This is a genomic window from Haemophilus sp. CCUG 60358 (genome assembly GCF_001679485.1).
In the GTDB taxonomy this organism is placed as follows: Bacteria; Pseudomonadota; Gammaproteobacteria; order Enterobacterales; family Pasteurellaceae; genus Haemophilus_D.
This window is the reverse complement of record NZ_LZOZ01000014.1, coordinates 304,940-324,823: the sequence shown is the minus strand read 5'-3', so window position 1 is coordinate 324,823 and position 19,884 is coordinate 304,940. Positions and strand designations below refer to the sequence as shown.

Sequence of the window (19,884 nt, the reverse complement as noted above, 5' to 3'; positions counted from 1 at the left end):
TCTTATTTTGAAAGTTTATGCTAAAATGCACCAAATTTTTCATAAGGTAACAGAATGGCAAAACGGAAGAAAAAAGAAGCCTTTGATTGGGAAGATGAAGACCAAGAAGAGATTATTTGGGTAAGCAAAAGTGAAATCAAACGCGATGCTGAGGATTTAAAACAGCTCGGCGAGAAATTGGTGAACTTAACCAAAGCAAATCTGACTAAGGTTCCACTAGACGATAGCTTGAAAGATGCCATTGAATTAGCACAACGCCTGCAAAAAGAGGCGCGTCGTCGCCAATTGCAATACATCGGTAAGCTCTTACGCTCAATTGATGCAGAGCCTATTCGTGAAGCTTTAGAAAAAATTGAAAACAAACATAATCAGCAACAAGCTATGCTGCATAAGTTGGAAATCTTACGTGATGAATTGATTGCAAAAGGTGATGCGGCTCTGACTGATTTGTTAAATGAACATCCTTCTGCAGATCGCCAACAATTACGTAATTTGATTCGTGCAGCACAAAAAGAGAAGGAACAAAATAAGCCGTCAAAAGCTTATCGCGAGATTTATCAGATCTTAAAAACACTCATTTTAGAAGACTAAAATACCGCTATTTTTGACCGCACATTGTGTCAAAAAAGTGCTATGATTGGCTACCCTTTTAGAAAGGAAAAAACGTTATTTATGAATATTCGTTGGAATATTATTTTAGGTGTCATCGCCCTCGCTTTATTAGGCTGGTATTATTCGCTTAATCAAGATCATAGCGATTTACAAAGCCTCATTAAAAAGCCTGATAGCCCAGAATACGTCGGTAATAAAATGGAAACCACTGTATTCTCACCTGAAGGTAAAAAACAGTATCTCGCGATTTCCGACAAAGTGGAATATTACACGCAAGACGGCCATACGGATTTTATTTCGCCGTTAGTCTATCTTTTTGATGTCTCTTTGGACAATAAAGATAAAGAAGCGAAAACCGATAAAATTCAATTAGAAAAACAAAATTGGAAACTTAGCGCGAAAAAGGCAAAATTAACGAAAGATCAAATGCTCTATCTTGAAGGTGGCGTGATTGCCGAGAGCCTTGATCCGTTATCTCGCCTACAACGTGTTGAGACTGAAGCCGCAGTAATTAATTTAAAAACACAAGACATTACTTCCAATACACAAGTAAAAATTAACGGATTAAACTTTAACTCGAGTGGATTGAACCTCGTCGGAAATTTACGTCAGCAAGTTGCAACTCTAAAGGAACAGGTAAAAACATATTATGAAATCAACAAACAATAAAATTCTGCTTTTAACGGCGTTAATGATGACTTCTTTGTCTGCTTTTGCGTTAAAAGACGATACCAATAAACCGATTAATATTGTCTCAGATAATCAATCTTTAGATATGGAGAACAGCGTAGTAACCTTTACGGATAACGTTGTGATTACGCAAGGTTCCATTTTGATTAAAGCCAATAAAGTAGTCATTACTCGCCCACCAGAAAATTCAGGTAAAAAAGAAACTGTTGAAGCATTTGGTAGCCCTGTTACCTTCCACCAACAACTTGATGATGGTAAGCCTGTTGACGGTAGAGCGAATAAAGTTCACTACGATTTAGGCACTGAATTCTTAACATTGACCGGTAATGCTGAATTAAAACAATTAGATAGCAAAATTAACGGTGAACGCATCACTTATGATGTGAAAAAACAACAGTTAAAAGCCAATGGTAATGGAAAATCACGTGTGCAAACCGTCTTAATTCCGACCCAATTACAACAAAAAGGTAAAAAATAACCGATGTCTGTATTACAAGCTGAATTTCTCGCAAAAAGTTATAAGAGCCGAAAAGTGGTTTCTGATGTGAGTTTGACCGTAAACTCCAATGAAATTGTTGGCCTACTTGGTCCAAATGGTGCAGGTAAAACCACTACTTTCTACATGGTCGTCGGTTTAGTGCGTCATGATCAGGGAAAAATCACCATTGATGGCGATGATATTAGCGTATTACCTATGCATGAACGTGCTCGTCGAGGAATTGGCTATTTACCACAAGAAGCCTCTATTTTCCGTCGTTTAACGGTGTATGAAAATCTTATGGCGGTATTAGAAATTCGCAAAGATCTCACTGCAGAACAACGCAGAGAGAGAGCGGATGAGTTAATTGATGAATTCAACATTGGACATATTCGTGATAGCCTGGGACAATCGCTTTCTGGTGGTGAACGTCGTCGTGTGGAAATTGCACGCGCCTTAGCGGCAAATCCTAAATTCATTTTACTAGATGAACCTTTTGCGGGTGTTGACCCTATTTCGGTGACGGATATTAAGAAAATCATCACGGATCTCCGTAATCGTGGCTTAGGCGTGTTAATTACCGACCATAACGTACGCGAAACCCTTGATGTTTGTGAACGCGCTTACATTGTTGGTGAAGGGAAAATTATCGCGACCGGCACACCGGAAGAAGTCATGAATGATGAGCACGTCAAACGTGTCTATTTAGGCGAACAATTTAAACTATAACCGATGAAATTTACAACATTGCTCTCCCCTGATGATATTCGTCAGGGGGTTGCTTTTTCTAGCAAGAAACGATTATTTGAATCTATTGCCGCTTTCGTTGTTGAAAAACTTCAATGCGAAAATGGTGAACAGGCCTGTTTTGAATGTTTATTTGAGCGGGAAAAATTAGGTAATTCAGGATTGGGCAATGGTGTTGCCATGCCTAAAGCCAAGTTACCTGCTACTGTGTCAGATAAAATCCTAACGGTATTTATGCAATTAGAAACGCCTGTTGAATATGATGCGGCTGATAATAAACCGGTGGATATCGTTTTTGCTGTGCTTGTACCTGAAAATCTCTGCCAAGAATATATTCCTGTTCTCGCAGAACTCAATGAAAAATTAACGGATAAAAACTTAATTAAACAACTTCGTTCAGCACAAAGTGCGGATGAAATTTGGCAAATTTTTGAATGTGCCGATCATTCAGAGGAATCTGAAGACGACACAAATTTAGATAATATTGAACCTCAAGAGGTATAACCTAACCGACTAACCATAAGGAATCACGCAGATGGAAATTATTATTATCAGCGGTCGCTCTGGTGCGGGGAAATCTGTCGCATTACGAGCTTTGGAAGATATGGGCTATTATTGCGTGGATAATCTCCCTCTCGATTTACTTCCTCAACTCACCAATATTCTCGCCAAAACTCAAACAGCTGTTGCCATCAGTCTTGATATTCGAAATCTTCCTCATTCAAGTGCTGATTTAGACAAGATTCTGACAGATATTCAAGCCACTTATTCTGTCAAAATCATCTTTCTGGACAGCGATCGTAGTACACTTATTCGTCGTTACAGCGATTCACGTCGTCTTCATCCACTTTCAGCACAAGATCTCCCACTTGAATCAGCGATTGATTTAGAATATCAGCAACTTGAACCGTTAATTCAACATGCTAATTTTATTATTGATACCGCACCTCTTTCTACTCATTCGTTATCTGAACGTTTAAGAGAGGTTTTACGGGGTAATACAGATAAAGAGCTTAAAATCGTGGTTGAATCGTTTGGCTTTAAATATGGCATTCCGCTTGATGCCGATTATGTCTTTGATGTGCGTTTTCTACCTAACCCGCACTGGGATCCAGAACTTCGTCCAATGACAGGGCTTGATGAACCCGTTGCACAATTTTTACTTGCACATGATGAAGTGAATAATTTTATCTACCAAACGCGTAATTACATTGAAACGTGGTTACCGATGTTAGAGCAAAATAATCGAAGCTATTTAACCATTGCCATTGGTTGTACGGGTGGCAAACATCGTTCTGTTTACATCGCTCAACAAATTGGTGAATATTTCCAAGCCAAAGGCAAGAATGTGAAAATTCAACATAAATCCTTGGAAAAGAATTAATCAAACCATAAAAAAACGCAGCGACTTGCTGCGTTTTTATTAAACCACATACTGCTCAAAAATCTCAGGCAAATGTGCAATTAACGTTTCTTTTCCAGCCACGGTTTCATGCTGCCAAACCTGCAATAGCACATCTGGCGTAAATAATCGTGATGCCTGCTCTGCCAACGGTAAATAGCTAATATGCCAAGGCTCTCGGCCAATTTTTTTACCTTCTGGCTGACTGATAAATGGCAAAGCAAAATCAAAGTGCGGTAGATTTTCAGTAAGAAATTCACTAAGTTCAAAAAAATAACCACCCTTTTCATATTCCCAAGGTTCAAGTTGTAAAGATTGACCTTGAAGCAAAAGATCAGGATCAAAAATATCGATTTCTGTTCCCCAATGATGACGACTTCCCCCTGGGAGCGCTGACCAACGTAAAATGGCCTGTGCTTTTTGCCAATCATCTAACAACGCTAAATCTAATGGATTTCCCGCATCATCATGAACCTTGCGTTCACCGTTAAATTTACCGTTCCAAATGAGTTGTTGACGTTCAAAATCACGAAAGCTACTCGCGGGTTGCAAATTAAAGCCATTTTTGACCGCACTTTGCTGCAATCCTTGAAACGCTTTCATTGCCTCTGCTTGCAAAAAATGATTCGGAGAATGAGGTGTAGGCAAATTAATCAAATGTTCACGAGATTTGCCAGTTAACATTTCAGGCGTTAATTTCATCTTACTTGTCCAATAAATTCACTAACATTTGATGATAAATCTGACCGCACTTGGCAAGATCATCAACGTTTACACATTCATTCACTTTATGAATCGTCGCATTAAGCGGCCCAAACTCCACCACTTCAGCGCCCATTAACGCAATAAAACGCCCATCAGAGGTGCCACCGCCTGTTTCTGCTTGTGGTGCAATACCGGTTGTTTGCTCAATAGCCGTCGTTAATGCATCTAATAATTTGCCTGGTTTCGTTAAAAATGGTTTACCCGATAAATTCCAATCAATACGGTATTTCAAATCATGTTTTTCAAGCATTTCCGCCACTTTCTGCTTAATGCCTTCATCGGTCACTTCCGTACAATAACGTAAATTGAATTGCACATAAAGCTCACCAGGGATGACATTATTACTCCCTGTTCCTGCATGAATATTCGCAATTTGTAAACTAGTTGGCGGGAAAAATTCATTACCATTATCCCATTGATAGGTGGTTAATTCCTGCAAGAAAGGTGCGGCTTTGTGAATTGGATTTTCCGCTAAATGAGGATAAGCCACATGGCCTTGAATACCTTGAATGTAGAGGTTACCAGTAATCGAACCGCGACGGCCATTTTTGACTACATCGCCTAATGTTTTTGAACTAGATGGCTCGCCTACCATGCAATAAGTGATTTTCTCACCGCGCGCCATTAAGGTTTCGACAACACGTACCGTGCCATCTTTCGCGGCAGCCTCTTCGTCAGAAGTAATCAACAAAGCAATCGTTCCTTTATGATTCAGATTAGCTTTCACATATTCTTCTGCCGCCACAATCATTGCTGCTAATGAGCCTTTCATATCTGCCGCACCACGACCATAAAGCACATCATCTACAATTTCGGCAGAAAACGGCGGATAAGTCCAGTGCGCTTCATCTCCTGTCGGCACCACATCGGTATGCCCTGCAAAGGCAATAACAGGCTCACCAGCACCATGCTTCGCCCATAAATTTAACGTATCGTTGAAAGGCATCCATTCAATTTGAAAGCCGAGTTTTTCCAAACGCTCAGCAATCAATTGCTGACAGCCCTCATCATTTGGGCTAATAGAGGGACGACGAATTAATGCTTGTGCAAGCTCAATAGTTTTTTGTTTCATAATATTTGTTTATGACTAAAAGTGCGGTCTAATTTAACAAAATTTTCCTTTAATTTAAATCTGTTCAAATAAAAAACGGACAACCTCGTTATCCGTTTTTTATTAGTTTATGAAGAATCCTAGAATTGAACTTGCAAACGTAACCAATATTGACGTCCTGGCTCATTCACTCGAACAGTTTGAAGCCCCGCTGAAGGATCTGCGCCTTTACTTACAAATTCTGCATAGGATTTATTAAATAAGTTATCAATTCCGCCCTGCAAAGTGGCATATTTATTAATTTTCCACCCAGTATTAAAGGATAACGTTCCAAAGCCAGCGGAAGCACCGATGTCCTGCCCAATAATGTTGCCTTGTCCCGTTGCATAGCGTTTTTGGGCCGAAACCAATCGCCATAAAACTCCTGCACTCAAGGTTTCATTATCCCAAGTTAATGAGTTTTTCCATTCTAATGGTGGAGTTTGAGCGAGTGGACGGTCGTCCGTGCGATTTTTACCATAAGTATAAGCAAGACTACTACCGATTTCCCAGTGACGAGCAAATCTCCATTTGCCTTCAATTTCGCCGCCTAATCGAGTTGCCTTGATGTTACGAGCTGAGACATTTTTACCTACCCGTTCTAACATGATAAAATCGTGAATATCACTACCAAATAACGATACAGAAAAATCAAAGGCATCATTTTTCCAAATTAATCCCGTATCAATTTGACGGTTTTGTTCTTTATTCAACACTTGACTTGCACGGCGCTCCCAATAATCCGGTGCACGCTCTGCAACACCAAGACCAGCATAATATTTAATGCCATTAATCTCTTCTTCCCAACGGAAGAAGCCCGCATGTAAATCATAAGTACGTTTTTTATTCGGATGATTTGTCATTAAGGTGTCATATTCAGCCTTTACTTCATCATAACGATAACCTGCAATGAATTTACGGCTATCATTTATCGTCCATGCTCCTTCTGCAAATCCGCCCCATTGGGTGAAGTTTTGTTGCGGTTGATAAGGTTTATGCGTGTAACCTTCCCCTTTCATTTCCATACGCGCAAGGTGTTTGTCACGCATATAATCAATGCCAATCTGTAAATTAATATCCGGCCAATCAAAAGTTGCCTTTAAGTGTCCCGTATTTGTTTCACGTTTTGGGTTCATGGCTTTTTTAACTTGATTTCCCATCATGCTTAAATAACGCATACTATAAGTATCCATCACGTGATCTATCTTACTTTGACCGTAGCGTAATTCAAGTTCAGTGAACCATGGTGTAATATTTCGTTGTACAAATCGAACATTCCACGCATCACGATCAAACTTACTCCCATCCATCATTCGATCTGCATAAGCTGCTTCGCCTCTACTCCGTTCATAAGTTTCTGTCAATAAGGTATTTTCTGTCGGTGTGAAACCAAGCTGTAACATTTGATTACGGCGTTCAAAAGAGGAATGAACTCGATTGCCATCGCCATCTTTGTAATTTCCTGCCTCATTGTGTGACATACTCGTACGTAAATAACCATATTTACCACCAGCCATCGCATCAAAATAAGCATCACGGCGTTTATTTCCACCAAGGGTTACACTGCCATTTAAATAAGTGTTTTGCGTATCAAATTCAGGTTCTTTACGAACAAAATGTACTGCTCCAGCCACTAGACCCGTGCCTTGTGTGACTGTTTGAGGTCCTTTAGTAACAACTACTTCATCATAAGCGGATGGGAAAATATAAGCAGTTGGAGGATCCATACGATTGCTACATCCTCCATAAATAAATTGATCATCCGCTTGAATACTTAAACGAGATCCCCCCAATCCTCTAAAGAGCGGATCTCCAGAACTTCCCCCTTTGCGAATCACGCTCATATTTGCTACTGATTGTAGTAAATCGGCTCCATCACCAGCAGGTAAAGGTTGAAGCGTTGTTTTAGGATTAAGTTTGACTGAATTAGCATTCGTCTGAGTAACACCGGTGACCACAATAGGATCCAACAATGTTACAGGCTGTGCATCTTCAGCAAAAGCATTAGATAAGAAAAATGGAAGTGGAAGGAGAGCAAAATAAGATTTGTTATGCATAATCAATCCTTTGTTTGGCAATTAATTAAGAAAAGTTACAATTCAATCACATAAACAATTCCAAACAAATAACCAACTGCTATGAAATATTTATCACATCAGTGATTGAATTTGCAATAACACTGTAATGAATCTTATTCTTATTAAAAACAAAATGCAAGGTGAAAAGATTACACTTTACGATGCATTTCTGGCAAACATACGACAGCTAACACCAATTGAACTATCCCTAAAATAGCGCAAGGAAGACCTAATAAAAAATAAGCACCTATAATGGTGTCAACAGTGCTATTCCAATCTAAATCAACAAAATGCAAAGATAATCCGACGATAATAGGGATTAAAAAAGGCATAAAAAATGCCACCAATAAATACCGCCCATAGTAGCGACTTGCTTTTTCCCGAGTAACAAAAAAGATAAGTGTTGTCATCACCCCTGGTATAAATGAAATAAGAAAAGAAAGAAAAAATGCATCTCCAACAAACTCAGAAATAATGACTGCACATAATAATGCAATAAAAAAACTCCCAATAAAAAAACGTGGTATAGTCTTTTGTAATGCATTATTCATCTTTATATTTCCTTTCAAATAAAATTAATAACTCTAATAAGCAGATAAGAAAGCCTCCAGCTTTAATAAAGAACAAGGTTAAGAGGTTACTGTGTGTCCCATATTTTTATAAAACACGCTTGTGCTAACACCAGTTGAGCTACTCCCAATATACAAGCCAAAATACCGTGCGTTAGATAATACTCTACAAGCGTATCAATAGCATCATGCCAACTGTTTAAATAAATCAAATCGAATAATGTGGTCAGGATCGGAATTAAAAAGGGTGGCATCAAAAATGCCAGTAACAAATACCGCGAATAGTAGCTACTTGCTTTTTCCTGAGTGATGTAAAAAACAAACGTTGTAATCGCACTAGGTATAAATACGATAAAAAAAGTATAAAAAAATACCCATACCACGTCATCTGAGCCGTGATCCATTGAAGCAAGAAATAAATCAACGACAGCAGCGCACAATAATGCAATAAAAAAACTCCCAATAAAAAAACGTCGTATAGCTTTTTGCTGTTCACTTTGTTGTTCATTATTCATTTTTATATTTTCTTTTTTAATCAAAATTAGTAGTTCTAATAAGTAGATAAACAGTAAAAATAAATCCTTCTACTTAAATGCTGCGATATATTCTTTTTCGTTAAAGCCAATCAATGCCTTTTCATCTTGTAAAATAATCGGGCGTTTAATTAACGTTGGATTTTTAGCTAATACGGAAAGTGCGGTAGATTTTGATAGCGTATTTTTCACTTTTTCATCAAGATTACGCCACGTTGTGCTACGTTTATTGACTAAATTGTCCCAACCAAATTGTGCTTCTGCTTGTTGCAAGAACTGAGCATCTAATCCATCAACTCGGTAATCATGTAATTTATGTTCAATATTATGTTCAGTTAACCACTTCAACGCTTTTTTCACTGTATCGCAGTTTTTAATACCATAAACGATAATCATATTCTCACCTCTAAAAATAAAAAATCCTCGATTTCATTTAGAACGAGGATTTTAACTGCTACATGAATTAATCACAAATAGATTAACACGATACAAACTTTTATACCCAAAAGAAAAAAGTACGGTGAAAATCAACCGCACTTTTCAAAAGGGAAATTAGAATTCGTAACCTACACCTACTTTAGCGCCATAGTTATTCACTTTAGTATCATCAAAGCTACCTAAACGGTTATATTCTAAACCACCGTTTGCATACACTTTGTCTGCTAATTTATATTTAGCACCCGCAACTACACCATAACCCACTTTGGTTTCAGAAGAGCTTTTATAACGTTGTTCTGCGCGGTCTTCAAATTTGAAACGGTTAGCCGCAAGACGAGCACCAACATAAGGTTCAATTTGAGAGTTGGTATCGAAGTCATAGAATACTGTCGCGCCTAAACCTTGAACTTTAGTGCCTTGGAAGTTACCGTGATGAGTATAATCACCTGCTACACGTACATTACCTAATTTGTAACCTACTGCAACACGTGGCTCAATTTTAGTTTTGCTTGAACCACCATTGGTTAATTTAGTTCTTGAAAGACCAAGATCGCCTTCTGCATATAAACCTGCATTTGCAGTTGAAGCAACCGCTAATGCTCCGACAACGATAGCTAATAATGATTTTTTCATTGGATAACCCCTGTTATTTGATTGAAAACACTAAAAATATACCATACTGCTTATTAATTTTCACTATGAAAAACCAATTTTTCGTAACATTTTCGGCATAAATAAGCAATTTTATCGCGTTGAATACGATTATGCCGCCGAATCGTTAAGTAATGAGTCTGACATTCACATTGATAAGCAAACATTTTGCCTTGTACATTCTCTACATCAAATTGATGGCAAGTATCAGCCGGGAGATTAAATAACTGTGTCATCACCGATTGCCATTCCTGTCCATGCGGTTTCACCTGACCAAATACTTGATACACAATAAGATGAGCTAATTCGTGTGGAACTACCTGACGAATAAATTCATCTGAATTCTCAAGTAGCAAAGTGCGGTTAAATTTAATCTCATTTTTCTGTAAATAGGCAACACCAGCCTTAACTCCTCGCAATTCATAACTAATTGTCGGAACAGAAAATGTTCGTTGAAAGTGATTTTCAGCCAATTGTAATGTCTCTGCAAGTTTGCGCTGCACCTGCATTTTTAAATGCCGAAACTGAGTTTGAGATGACATCATCATGTTCAGTAAACAAAAACCGCTAAATTAGCGGTTTTTATCATATACATTTAATTTACTTATTTTAGACCAGCTGCTGCACGTAATTCTTCTGCACGATCTACTTTTTCCCATGGGAATTGTTCACGACCGAAGTGTCCATACGCGGCAGTTTGGCGATAGATTGGTTGAATTAAATTTAACATTTTAATTAAACCATAAGGACGTAAATCAAAGAATTCACGCACTAATTTAACCAATACTTCGTTTGATACTTTTCCTGTACCAAAGGTTTCTACCATGATCGACGTTGGCTCTGCCACACCAATTGCATAAGAAAGTTGAATTTCACAACGATCTGCAAGACCTGCTGCAACAATATTTTTGGCCACATAACGCGCGGCATAAGCGGCTGAACGGTCTACTTTTGATGGATCTTTACCCGAGAAGGCACCACCACCATGACGAGCTGCACCGCCGTATGTATCAACAATGATTTTACGACCCGTTAAACCACAGTCACCCATTGGACCACCAATCACAAAACGACCGGTTGGGTTAATGAAATATTTTGTTTGTTGAGATAACCATTCGCTTGGCAGAATTGGCTTGATGATTTCTTCCATCACGCCTTCATAAATTTCTTTTTGTGAGACTTCTTCACTATGTTGTGTAGAAAGCACTACTGCATCCACACCCACAATTTTGTTATCTTCATATTTTAAAGTCACTTGGCTTTTCGCATCTGGGCGTAACCAGGCCAGTTTTCCGCTTTTACGTACTTCTGCTTGTTTTTCCATTAAACGATGCGCATAAGTAATCGCCGCAGGCATCAAGACTTCGGTTTCATTTGTCGCATAACCAAACATGATCCCTTGGTCACCCGCACCTTGATCTAATGGATTCTCACGATCCACACCTTGGTTAATATCAGATGATTGCTTACCAATCGCATTTAATACCGCACAAGAATTACCATCAAACCCCATCTCTGAGTGTTTGTAACCAATATCACAAATCACTTGGCGAGTGAGATTTTCAATATCAACCCATGCTGATGTCGTAATTTCACCACCGACTAACGCCATCCCTGTTTTTACATAGGTTTCGCAAGCCACACGAGCTTTAGGATCTTGTTTTAAAATTTCATCAAGTACCGCATCAGAAATTTGATCGGCAATCTTATCTGGATGTCCTTCTGAAACCGATTCAGAAGTAAATAAATAGCTAGACATAAGTTCTCTTCTTTTGGATGTATTGACGTATAGACGGCTATAATACGCTTTTTTGACTAATAAGCAAGCATTCCTATCAAGTATTTTTGAAATTTAACCAATTTTGTAACACTTGTTCGCCGAATTCTGACATGTAAGACTCAGGATGAAATTGCACAGAAAAAATAGGTAAATTTTTGTGCTGTGTTGCCATCACGATTTCATCATCACAAACGGCTGTAATTTCTAATGTCTCTGGCATACTTTCTGTTTGTACTGCCCAGGAATGATAAAGACCTATTTCAAATTCGGCTGGAAGCCCTAAAAATAAGCCTGAATTTGACCGCACTTTTAAGCGGCGTTTCTGTCCATGGCGCACACTTGGCAAATTATAGATTTCTCCGCCAAAGAATTCACAAAGGGTTTGATGTCCTAAGCAAACCCCTAGAATGGACTTTGTTTGATAAAATCGTTCTAACATCGCAAATAATTGTGGATACATGCTTGGAACATCTGGTCCTGGAGAAATTAAAATATGTGTATAACCTTCTACACAATCTAATGATAAATCTTCAACACTTACAACATCAAAACGCACCTGTAATTGGCGAATGAGATCCACTAAATTATAAGTAAAAGAATCATGGTTATTGATAACTAAAATTTTTTTCATACGGGCTAGTGCCATAATTCGGTGACTAAATTCATTTCAACATTATAGCGATTCTGCGTTAAAATCCTTTTTATTTTTTTATCTACAAGCCATGCAAACATTTATTCAGCAAGCTAATACTTATGGTGCATTACGCCAACCTTTTTTCTTCTTAATTGATTTTGAACAGAAGAAACCGCTTATTTGTTCTTTTGATGAAAGCACTGAAAAAGGGCTGATTTGGGATATTCAAGGCGTAAAAAATATCACTGAAAATCAACCGCACTTTGCTTTGTCTATCATTGATAAAAAACCCATTACATTACATCAATATGAACAAGGATTTCATCTTGTTCAACACGAATTACAAAAAGGTAATTCCTATTTACTCAATCTCACTTATCCTACCGAAATCAAATTAAATGGGGATTTAATCCAAATTTTCCATTCAGTTGAGGCGCCTTATAAATTACTTTTTAAGGAGCAATTTGTCTGCTTTTCACCTGAATCCTTTGTGCAAATTCGACAAAACAAAATTTACACCTATCCTATGAAAGGAACGATTGATGCGAGCCAGCCTAATGCCAAAGCTAATTTGTTAAAGGATGAAAAAGAGCAACGAGAACATTACACCATTGTCGATTTAATGCGTAATGATCTTGCAATGGTTGCCCAAAATATCAAAGTATCTCGTTTTCGCTACATCGATAGTATTTACACAGAACAAGGCGAAATACTACAAACCAGTTCAGAAATTTACGGTGAATTAGAAGATAATTGGCAAAATAAAATTGGCTCAATATTAGCCACACTTTTACCTGCAGGCTCAATCAGCGGAGCGCCTAAAGAAAAAACGGTTTCCATTATACAACAAGCTGAAAAGCAAGAACGAGGTTATTACACAGGAATTTTCGGTATTTTTGATGGCGAAAACCTAAATAGTGCCGTCGCAATTCGCTTTATTGAACAAAGAGGTGATAAATTTTATTTTCGTAGTGGTGGTGGCATTACCATTCAAAGCCAACTTGAAGACGAATATCAAGAGCTGATTGCCAAAGTTTACCTTCCAATCCAAAAGGAAAAGTAATGTTCCCTTTATTTGAAACCATCGCCATTGAAAATGGCAAAATTAAAAATATTGCTCTGCATCAAGCACGCTATGAGCATAGCCTTATCACTTATTATGGAAAAAGTGCGATCACTTTTTTTAATCTTTTAGATCTAATTCAAGTACCTAAGAAGCTACATAATAAGCTTGTTCGCTGTCGAATTGACTACAACGCTCATCAAACCAAAATTTTATACGTTGAATATACACCTAAAACACATCGTGTATTCAAGTCCATAGTCTGTAATGAAATTGATTATTCGCTCAAATATGCTGACCGTGAACTTATCAATACCTTATTTGCACAAAAGGGAGAGGCTGATGAAATCATTATTATTAAAGAGGGATTTGTCACAGACTGCTCTATTGGTAATCTCGCCTTTAGAAACGGAACTCAATGGTTCACACCGAATACCCCTTTATTAAAAGGCACACAAAGGGAATATTTACTACAATCCGGTCAACTTCAAGAAATTGAAATTAGACAAGAACAACTTGAGCAGTTTGACGAAATTCGAGTTATTAATGCATTGAATGAACTATAAAACGCCCATTCATTTGCCTCATTTTACTTGACTAAATCCAACATCTCTTGTGCATTCGCTAAAGCAAGATCCGTAATTTCACTGCCACCGAGTAATCTTGCAAGAGCAGGAACGCGTTCTTCTTGAGAAAGTGCGGTCATTTTGGTTTCTGTTTTATCATCAACAGTAAATTTTTCAACATTAAATTGATGATGCCCATGACACGCCACTTGTGGTAAATGGGTCACACACAGTACTTGGCACTTATCGCCTAATTGACGCAACAATTTACCCACTACACTCGCGGTTTTACCGCTAATACCGACATCAACTTCATCAAAGATCAGCGTTGGAATTGCCGATTGATCGGACGTTAATACTTGGATCGCTAATGAAATACGAGAAAGCTCACCACCTGATGCCACTTTTGCTAGCGGTTGTGCCTGCTGTCCTAGATTACTGCGTAAAGTAAAGACGATATTATCTGCCCCATTTGCCGTCACTTTAGTTAAATCTGAATTCACTTCAATGAAAAACTCGGCATTCTCCATTGCAAGCCCTTTGATAGAATGTGTAACCTGCTGTGCTAATTTCCCTGCAGCTTGGCAACGGCTTTCATGTAATTGTTTTGCCGTATGTTGCATTTTCTCAAAGGCGGCTTTTTCTTCTAAAATCAGGCGCTCTTCACTTTCTGAAAAATCTAAAAGTGCGGTCAATTCTGCTTTTAATTTTTGATGCCACTCCACCAATTCTTCTGGTTTCACATTGTGCTTACGTGCAAGTTGTAAAGCTTGCCCTAAACGTTGCTCAATCTCTTGTAATAACATCGGATCTTGCTCAATATGAGAAGCAAGATGCTGCACTTCACTTGTCGCCTCTTGCACTTGAATAAGTGCATCATTCAACATTGTTTGGACGGAAGCATAGCGAGGATCTAACTCACTTAATTCATCAATATACTGTGTCGCACGATAAAGCATAGAATCGATACTCACGGTCTCATTTTCACTGAGTAGCTGTAAGGCTGATTGTGATAACTGTGTCAGCTGTTCGCTATTTGATAGACGACGTTGATCTTCTTCTAATTCTAAATATTCATTTGGACGAAGTGCAAACTCATCCAATTCCTCTACCTGATATTGTAAAAGTTGTTTCTTCGCTTCATTTTCGGCAACTTTTTGTTGGAAATTTTTAACTTGCGTTTGAAGATTTTTCCATGCTCGATAATCTTCTCGCATTTGTGCGAGTAAATCATTGTGATGCGCAAATGTATCCACCAACTGAAGCTGATAATCATTTTTCAATAATAATTGTGAAGCGTGCTGCCCATTAATATGAATAAGATATTGTCCTATTTCTTTTAATTGGGAAGCCGATACGGGCGTGCTATTGATAAAGGCTTTAGAACGCCCATCTGCATTAATGACGCGGCGTAGAATACAATCGGAGGGATTATCTGGATCTTGTAATTCTTGCTCTTGCAACCATTGATAAGCAGGATTGGTTGGTTCAATAAAAAACGTGGCACAGATTTCAGCTCTTTCCTGCCCTTCTCGAACCATAGAAGTTTCAATACGCTGCCCCAAGCATAATCCCAACGCATCAATAGCAATAGATTTTCCTGCGCCGGTTTCCCCCGTGATCACAGACATTCCTTTCGCCAATTCAATCTCTAATTGACGAACAATTGCAAAATTATTGATGGTAAGTTGGGTTAGCATAAAAAATCTCCTTAACTGTATATCCATATATTATAACTGATATAATATACAGTAAAGAGATTTTTAACTTTTTGGATTAGAAATTTTTAAGCCAGCCTAATTTTGTGCTTAATACATTGTAATAATTATAATTTTTCAGGTGTAATAAACGCAATTTATGCGGGCTTTTTTCAATATGCACCACATCATCTGGGCAAAAATCGAGTGCAATTTGACTATCACAGCCTAATTCCAACTGTGAAGTGTTATGTTCTGCAAAGCGAATTGAAATTTTACTGTCTCCATCAATTACTAATGGTCGAGAAGAAAGTGTGTGTGGGAACATCGGCACAAGAGCAATCGCATTTAAATTTGGCGTTAAAATCGGGCCACCAGCGGAAAGCGAATAAGCCGTTGAACCTGTTGGAGTGGAAACAATCAAGCCATCTGAACGTTGAGAAAAGGCAAATTTATCATTGATATAAACATGGAAATCAATCATGTGCGCAATTTTAGCCGGGTGAATCACCGCCTCATTTACAGCATTACCGCTAGAAATAATTTCGCCATTGCGTTCAATTTTTGCTTCCAACAAGAAACGCTCTTCGACAAAAAACTCGCCGCGTTCCAAACAAGCTTCAAGCTGTGCATAAGCATTTTTCGGGTCAATATCAGTCAAAAAGCCCAAGTTACCTCGGTTAATACCAATCATTGGAATATGATATTTAGCCAAAATGCGAGCTCGCCCTAGCATATTGCCATCACCACCAATCACAATCACAAGTTGTGCTTTCTCACCGATTTGTTCAACTGTCGCTAAAACCTCTTCTGGTAAACCAAATTTTTCACCAACGTCTTTTTCCACTAAAACTTGATACCCTCGCTCTTTCAGCCATTGATACAAGTTTTTATGCATTTGCAAATTAATATCGCGACGTGGTTTTCCCATTAAAGCGATGGTTTTAAATGATTTAACTAATTCATCCATAACTATGATTACTCCCAAGTGCAAACTCACCGATTTCTGACCGCACTTGAATTTAAAATTTTAGCCATTATATTACATAGCAATTCAGTTTTGCTAAAATAGCACTAATTTTTGATAAATGGAGAAAAAGATGTCAGAACAAGCACAAAACTTAAATGAAGAACTTGTTGAAGAAGTGCAGCAAGAAACCACTTCAACGGAAGATCCGTTAGAAGAAGCTATCGCTCGTGTACAAGAGCTTGAAGAACAATTAAAAGCACAAGTAGAAGAAACCTCTAAAAAAGAACAAGATTTATTGCTTCGTACTCGTGCAGAAATTGACAATATGCGTCGCCGTAGCGAACAAGATATTGAAAAAGCGCATAAATTTGCATTAGAAAAATTTTCAAAAGACATTTTAAATACCATTGATAACTTAGAGCGCGCGCTTTCAACACCTGCTAATAAGGAAGATGAAAGCATCAAAGCGTTATTCGATGGAGTGGAACTAACCTTAAAAGAGTTACTCTCAACGGTGGCTCGCTTTGGTGTTGAACCTGTTGGTGCAGTGGGTGAAACCTTTAACCCGGATCTCCACCAAGCCATCTCTATGCAATCAGCTGAAGGGTTTGAAAGCAACCAAATCACCACCGTTTTACAAAAAGGCTATACCTTAAATGGTCGTGTGATTCGCCCAGCTATGGTAATGGTTGCAGCTTAATTTCTTTTCTATGACTTAAAGAGCGGACGATTTTTCGTCCGTTTTTTATTGCCAAAAAACTTGATTCAGGTCAAATTTATTAAAAAATAATTTGAGAATAATTCTCAACAAAAACACTCTTGCTTTCCAGATTTATCAAGGTTTCAACTCAATTTTAACCATCAAAAAACATAAAATAACACTACATATTGTGCGTTGATCTATTAAGTAAAACTATATATAGTGCTTTCAATTTTTTCATAGCTACCTTACAGGAGTCGTAAAATGAACGCTTTCTTCGTGATTAAGCGTGATGGTTCACGAATTGGGTTTGACCTACAACGTATTACTAATGCAATCAAAAAAGCAGCAAGTGCGGTCAATATTGTTGATGAAATTTATATCCATGATCTGAGCCAGCAGATTAATACTGAAATTTTTAGTCATTATCAGCATGAAATTGATATCAACCAGATTCAAAAAATCGTTGAAGATCACTTAATGACAAGCAAGTATCCACAAATTGCACGTGCTTATATTGAATATCGTCACGATCGTGATCTTGCACGTGAAAAACGCAGCCAATTAACCAAAGAAATTGAAGGACTGATTGAGCAAAGCAATGTGGAATTGCTTAATGAAAACGCAAATAAAGATGCGAAAGTTATCCCTACCCAACGTGATTTACTGGCGGGTATTGTGGCAAAACATTATGCCAAACGTCATATTCTGCCAAGAGATGTCGTTGAAGCCCATGAAAAAGGGGAAATCCACTATCACGACTTAGATTACGCACCATTTTTCCCGATGTTTAACTGCATGCTCGTTGATCTAAAAGGCATGCTTTCGCATGGCTTTAAAATGGGTAATGCCGAAATTGAACCACCGAAATCTATCGGCACAGCAACAGCGGTTACCGCACAAATTATTGCTCAAGTAGCCAGCCATATTTATGGCGGTACAACCATTAATCGCATTGATGAAGTGCTTGCACCTTATGTTCAACTCAGCTTTGAAAAACATTTGAAAAATGCCGCCCAATGGCAAATTCCGGATGCTGAAGGTTATGCAAAAGCGTTGATTGAAAAAGAATGTTTTGATGCGTTTCAATCCCTTGAATATGAAGTTAATACGCTCCATACGTCCAATGGTCAAACGCCGTTTGTTACCTTTGGTTTTGGCTTAGGCACAAGTTGGCAAGAACGTTTAATTCAGCAATCAATCTTGAAAAACCGTATTCGTGGCTTGGGTAAAAATCATAAAACACCGGTCTTCCCTAAACTGGTCTTTACCATTAAAAAAGGTGTGAACCAAAACGAACGAGATCCGAACTATGACATTAAAAAACTGGCATTAGAATGCGCTTCAAAACGCATGTATCCAGATATTTTAAACTATGATCAAGTGGTTAAAGTCACAGGCTCATTCAAAGCCCCAATGGGTTGTCGTAGCTTCTTAGGTGCCTATGAAGAAAACGAGCATGAAGTGCATGATGGTCGCAATAATTTAGGCGTCGTAAGTCTGAATCTGCCTCGCATTGCCCTTGAAGCACAAGGAAATGAAGAAAAATTCTACCGCACTTTAGATGAACGCTTAGCCCTCGCGAAGAAAGCCTTACTTACCCGTATTGCGCGCTTAGAAAATACCAAAGCGCGTGTCGCGCCAATTCTCTATATGGAAGGCGCTTGCGGCGTTCGACTAAAAGCCGATGATAATGTTGCGGATATTTTCAAAAATGGACGAGCATCAATTTCTTTAGGCTATATTGGTATTCACGAAACCATCAATGCACTGTATAAAAAAGGGCATATTTTTGACGATGAACAACTGCGTGAAAAAGGCATCGCGATTGTGCGTCGTTTAAATGAAGCGGTAAAACAATGGCAGAAAGAAACGGGTTATGCATTTAGCCTTTATTCCACACCAAGTGAAAACTTGTGCGATCGTTTCTGCCGTTTAGATACCAAACAATTTGGTGTCATTGACGGCGTTACCGATAAAGGCTACTACACTAACAGCTATCACTTAGATGTAGAGAAAAAAGTGAATCCATACGATAAATTAGACTTTGAAATGCCTTATCCTGAATTAGCGAGTGGCGGCTTTATCTGTTATGGCGAATACCCAAATATTCAACATAACCTGAAAGCACTCGAAGATGTATGGGATTATAGCTACGATCGCGTGCCTTATTACGGCACTAATACGCCAATTGATGAATGTTATGAATGTGGTTTTACAGGAGAGTTTAATTGCACAAGTAAAGGCTTTGTCTGTCCGAAATGCGGTAATCATGACAGTGCAAAAGTCTCCGTAACCCGACGGGTTTGTGGTTATCTCGGCAGCCCTGACGCTCGTCCATTCAATGCGGGCAAGCAAGAAGAAGTAAAACGTCGAGTAAAACACCTATAATGTCGCGATATTAATTATGATAAAATAGCT

The 19,884-nt window shown here is 38.3% G+C and carries 22 protein-coding genes; 10 read left to right on the top strand and 12 right to left on the bottom strand.

Annotated elements, in window-relative coordinates; all coding sequences use genetic code 11:
* Window positions 1-54: 54 nt before the first annotated feature.
* The 6 genes from yjgA to rapZ all read left to right on the top strand — a co-directional run bounded on the left by yjgA (window position 55) and on the right by rapZ (window position 3,911).
* The gene (yjgA, locus tag A9500_RS06640) at window positions 55-591 is read left to right on the top strand and encodes a ribosome biogenesis factor YjgA (protein WP_005696467.1); all 537 of its coding nucleotides are present in this window, start codon (window positions 55-57) and stop codon (window positions 589-591) included.
* An 81-nt stretch (window positions 592-672) separates the two neighbouring features.
* A complete protein-coding gene (gene lptC, locus A9500_RS06635) occupies window positions 673-1,281 on the top strand; it encodes an LPS export ABC transporter periplasmic protein LptC (protein WP_032822692.1) in 609 nt (202 codons plus the stop codon).
* Window positions 1,262-1,780: a lipopolysaccharide transport periplasmic protein LptA gene (lptA, locus tag A9500_RS06630; protein WP_005696469.1), complete on the top strand. Its 519-nt coding sequence runs from the start codon at window positions 1,262-1,264 to the stop codon at window positions 1,778-1,780. Before lptC ends, lptA begins: the two co-directional genes overlap by 20 nt.
* Before the next feature lie 3 nt (window positions 1,781-1,783).
* Entirely contained in the window at window positions 1,784-2,509 is a 726-nt protein-coding gene (gene lptB / locus A9500_RS06625) for an LPS export ABC transporter ATP-binding protein (protein WP_005696470.1), read from the top strand.
* Between the two features lie 3 nt (window positions 2,510-2,512).
* Window positions 2,513-3,031 carry a PTS IIA-like nitrogen regulatory protein PtsN gene (gene ptsN / locus A9500_RS06620; RefSeq protein ID WP_005696471.1) on the top strand — a complete coding sequence of 173 codons (519 nt, stop codon included), beginning with the start codon at window positions 2,513-2,515 and terminating at the stop codon, window positions 3,029-3,031.
* A gap of 31 nt (window positions 3,032-3,062) precedes the next feature.
* On the top strand, window positions 3,063-3,911 hold the full coding sequence (gene rapZ, locus A9500_RS06615; RefSeq protein ID WP_005696472.1) for an RNase adapter RapZ: 849 nt from the start codon (window positions 3,063-3,065) through the stop codon (window positions 3,909-3,911).
* A 39-nt stretch (window positions 3,912-3,950) separates the two neighbouring features.
* On the opposite strand, the gene A9500_RS06610 is transcribed toward rapZ, so the two are convergent.
* The 10 genes from A9500_RS06610 to A9500_RS06565 all read right to left on the bottom strand — a co-directional run bounded on the left by A9500_RS06610 (window position 3,951) and on the right by A9500_RS06565 (window position 12,479).
* Window positions 3,951-4,631, bottom strand: coding sequence for a M15 family metallopeptidase (locus A9500_RS06610; RefSeq protein WP_005696474.1), 681 nt, complete (start codon window positions 4,629-4,631; stop codon window positions 3,951-3,953).
* Window position 4,632: 1 nt separating this feature from the next.
* Window positions 4,633-5,766, bottom strand: a complete 1,134-nt coding sequence (gene dapE / locus A9500_RS06605; RefSeq protein ID WP_005696475.1) for a succinyl-diaminopimelate desuccinylase — start codon at window positions 5,764-5,766, stop codon at window positions 4,633-4,635.
* A 119-nt stretch (window positions 5,767-5,885) separates the two neighbouring features.
* Window positions 5,886-7,841, bottom strand: coding sequence for a TonB-dependent copper receptor (locus tag A9500_RS06600; protein ID WP_065244330.1), 1,956 nt, complete (start codon window positions 7,839-7,841; stop codon window positions 5,886-5,888).
* Window positions 7,842-8,011: 170 nt separating this feature from the next.
* The gene (locus tag A9500_RS06595; RefSeq protein ID WP_049375766.1) at window positions 8,012-8,413 is read right to left on the bottom strand and encodes a hypothetical protein; all 402 of its coding nucleotides are present in this window, start codon (window positions 8,411-8,413) and stop codon (window positions 8,012-8,014) included.
* 86 nt (window positions 8,414-8,499) lie between these two features.
* Window positions 8,500-8,946, bottom strand: a complete 447-nt coding sequence (locus A9500_RS06590; RefSeq protein ID WP_032822690.1) for a hypothetical protein — start codon at window positions 8,944-8,946, stop codon at window positions 8,500-8,502.
* 69 nt (window positions 8,947-9,015) lie between these two features.
* A complete protein-coding gene (locus A9500_RS06585; RefSeq protein ID WP_049375765.1) occupies window positions 9,016-9,360 on the bottom strand; it encodes an ArsC family reductase in 345 nt (114 codons plus the stop codon).
* A gap of 156 nt (window positions 9,361-9,516) precedes the next feature.
* Window positions 9,517-10,035, bottom strand: coding sequence for an opacity family porin (locus tag A9500_RS06580; protein ID WP_005696480.1), 519 nt, complete (start codon window positions 10,033-10,035; stop codon window positions 9,517-9,519).
* Between the two features lie 53 nt (window positions 10,036-10,088).
* Entirely contained in the window at window positions 10,089-10,601 is a 513-nt protein-coding gene (locus A9500_RS06575; protein WP_005696481.1) for a SprT family zinc-dependent metalloprotease, read from the bottom strand.
* A 56-nt stretch (window positions 10,602-10,657) separates the two neighbouring features.
* Entirely contained in the window at window positions 10,658-11,812 is a 1,155-nt protein-coding gene (metK, locus tag A9500_RS06570; protein ID WP_005696483.1) for a methionine adenosyltransferase, read from the bottom strand.
* A gap of 76 nt (window positions 11,813-11,888) precedes the next feature.
* Window positions 11,889-12,479 carry an anthranilate synthase component II gene (locus tag A9500_RS06565; RefSeq protein ID WP_005697717.1) on the bottom strand — a complete coding sequence of 197 codons (591 nt, stop codon included), beginning with the start codon at window positions 12,477-12,479 and terminating at the stop codon, window positions 11,889-11,891.
* Between the two features lie 76 nt (window positions 12,480-12,555).
* Between A9500_RS06565 and A9500_RS06560 the strand changes: the two genes are divergently transcribed.
* Both A9500_RS06560 and A9500_RS06555 read left to right on the top strand, forming a co-directional pair.
* Window positions 12,556-13,530, top strand: coding sequence for an aminodeoxychorismate synthase component I (locus tag A9500_RS06560; protein WP_005699850.1), 975 nt, complete (start codon window positions 12,556-12,558; stop codon window positions 13,528-13,530).
* Window positions 13,530-14,096, top strand: coding sequence for an aminotransferase class IV family protein (locus A9500_RS06555; RefSeq protein WP_005696486.1), 567 nt, complete (start codon window positions 13,530-13,532; stop codon window positions 14,094-14,096). Before A9500_RS06560 ends, A9500_RS06555 begins: the two co-directional genes overlap by 1 nt.
* Window positions 14,097-14,119: 23 nt before the next feature.
* Here the strand turns inward: A9500_RS06555 and recN are convergent, their stop codons facing one another.
* A complete protein-coding gene (gene recN / locus A9500_RS06550; RefSeq protein ID WP_065244329.1) occupies window positions 14,120-15,796 on the bottom strand; it encodes a DNA repair protein RecN in 1,677 nt (558 codons plus the stop codon).
* A 76-nt stretch (window positions 15,797-15,872) separates the two neighbouring features.
* Entirely contained in the window at window positions 15,873-16,763 is an 891-nt protein-coding gene (locus A9500_RS06545) for an NAD(+) kinase (protein ID WP_065244328.1), read from the bottom strand.
* A gap of 130 nt (window positions 16,764-16,893) precedes the next feature.
* Here A9500_RS06545 and grpE point away from each other — a divergent pair, with 130 nt between their 5' ends.
* Both grpE and nrdD read left to right on the top strand, forming a co-directional pair.
* Entirely contained in the window at window positions 16,894-17,463 is a 570-nt protein-coding gene (gene grpE, locus A9500_RS06540; RefSeq protein WP_083180361.1) for a nucleotide exchange factor GrpE, read from the top strand.
* A 264-nt stretch (window positions 17,464-17,727) separates the two neighbouring features.
* Complete coding sequence (nrdD, locus tag A9500_RS06535; RefSeq protein ID WP_065244326.1) at window positions 17,728-19,854, top strand: anaerobic ribonucleoside-triphosphate reductase; 2,127 nt, start codon at window positions 17,728-17,730, stop codon at window positions 19,852-19,854.
* Window positions 19,855-19,884 lie beyond the last annotated feature (30 nt).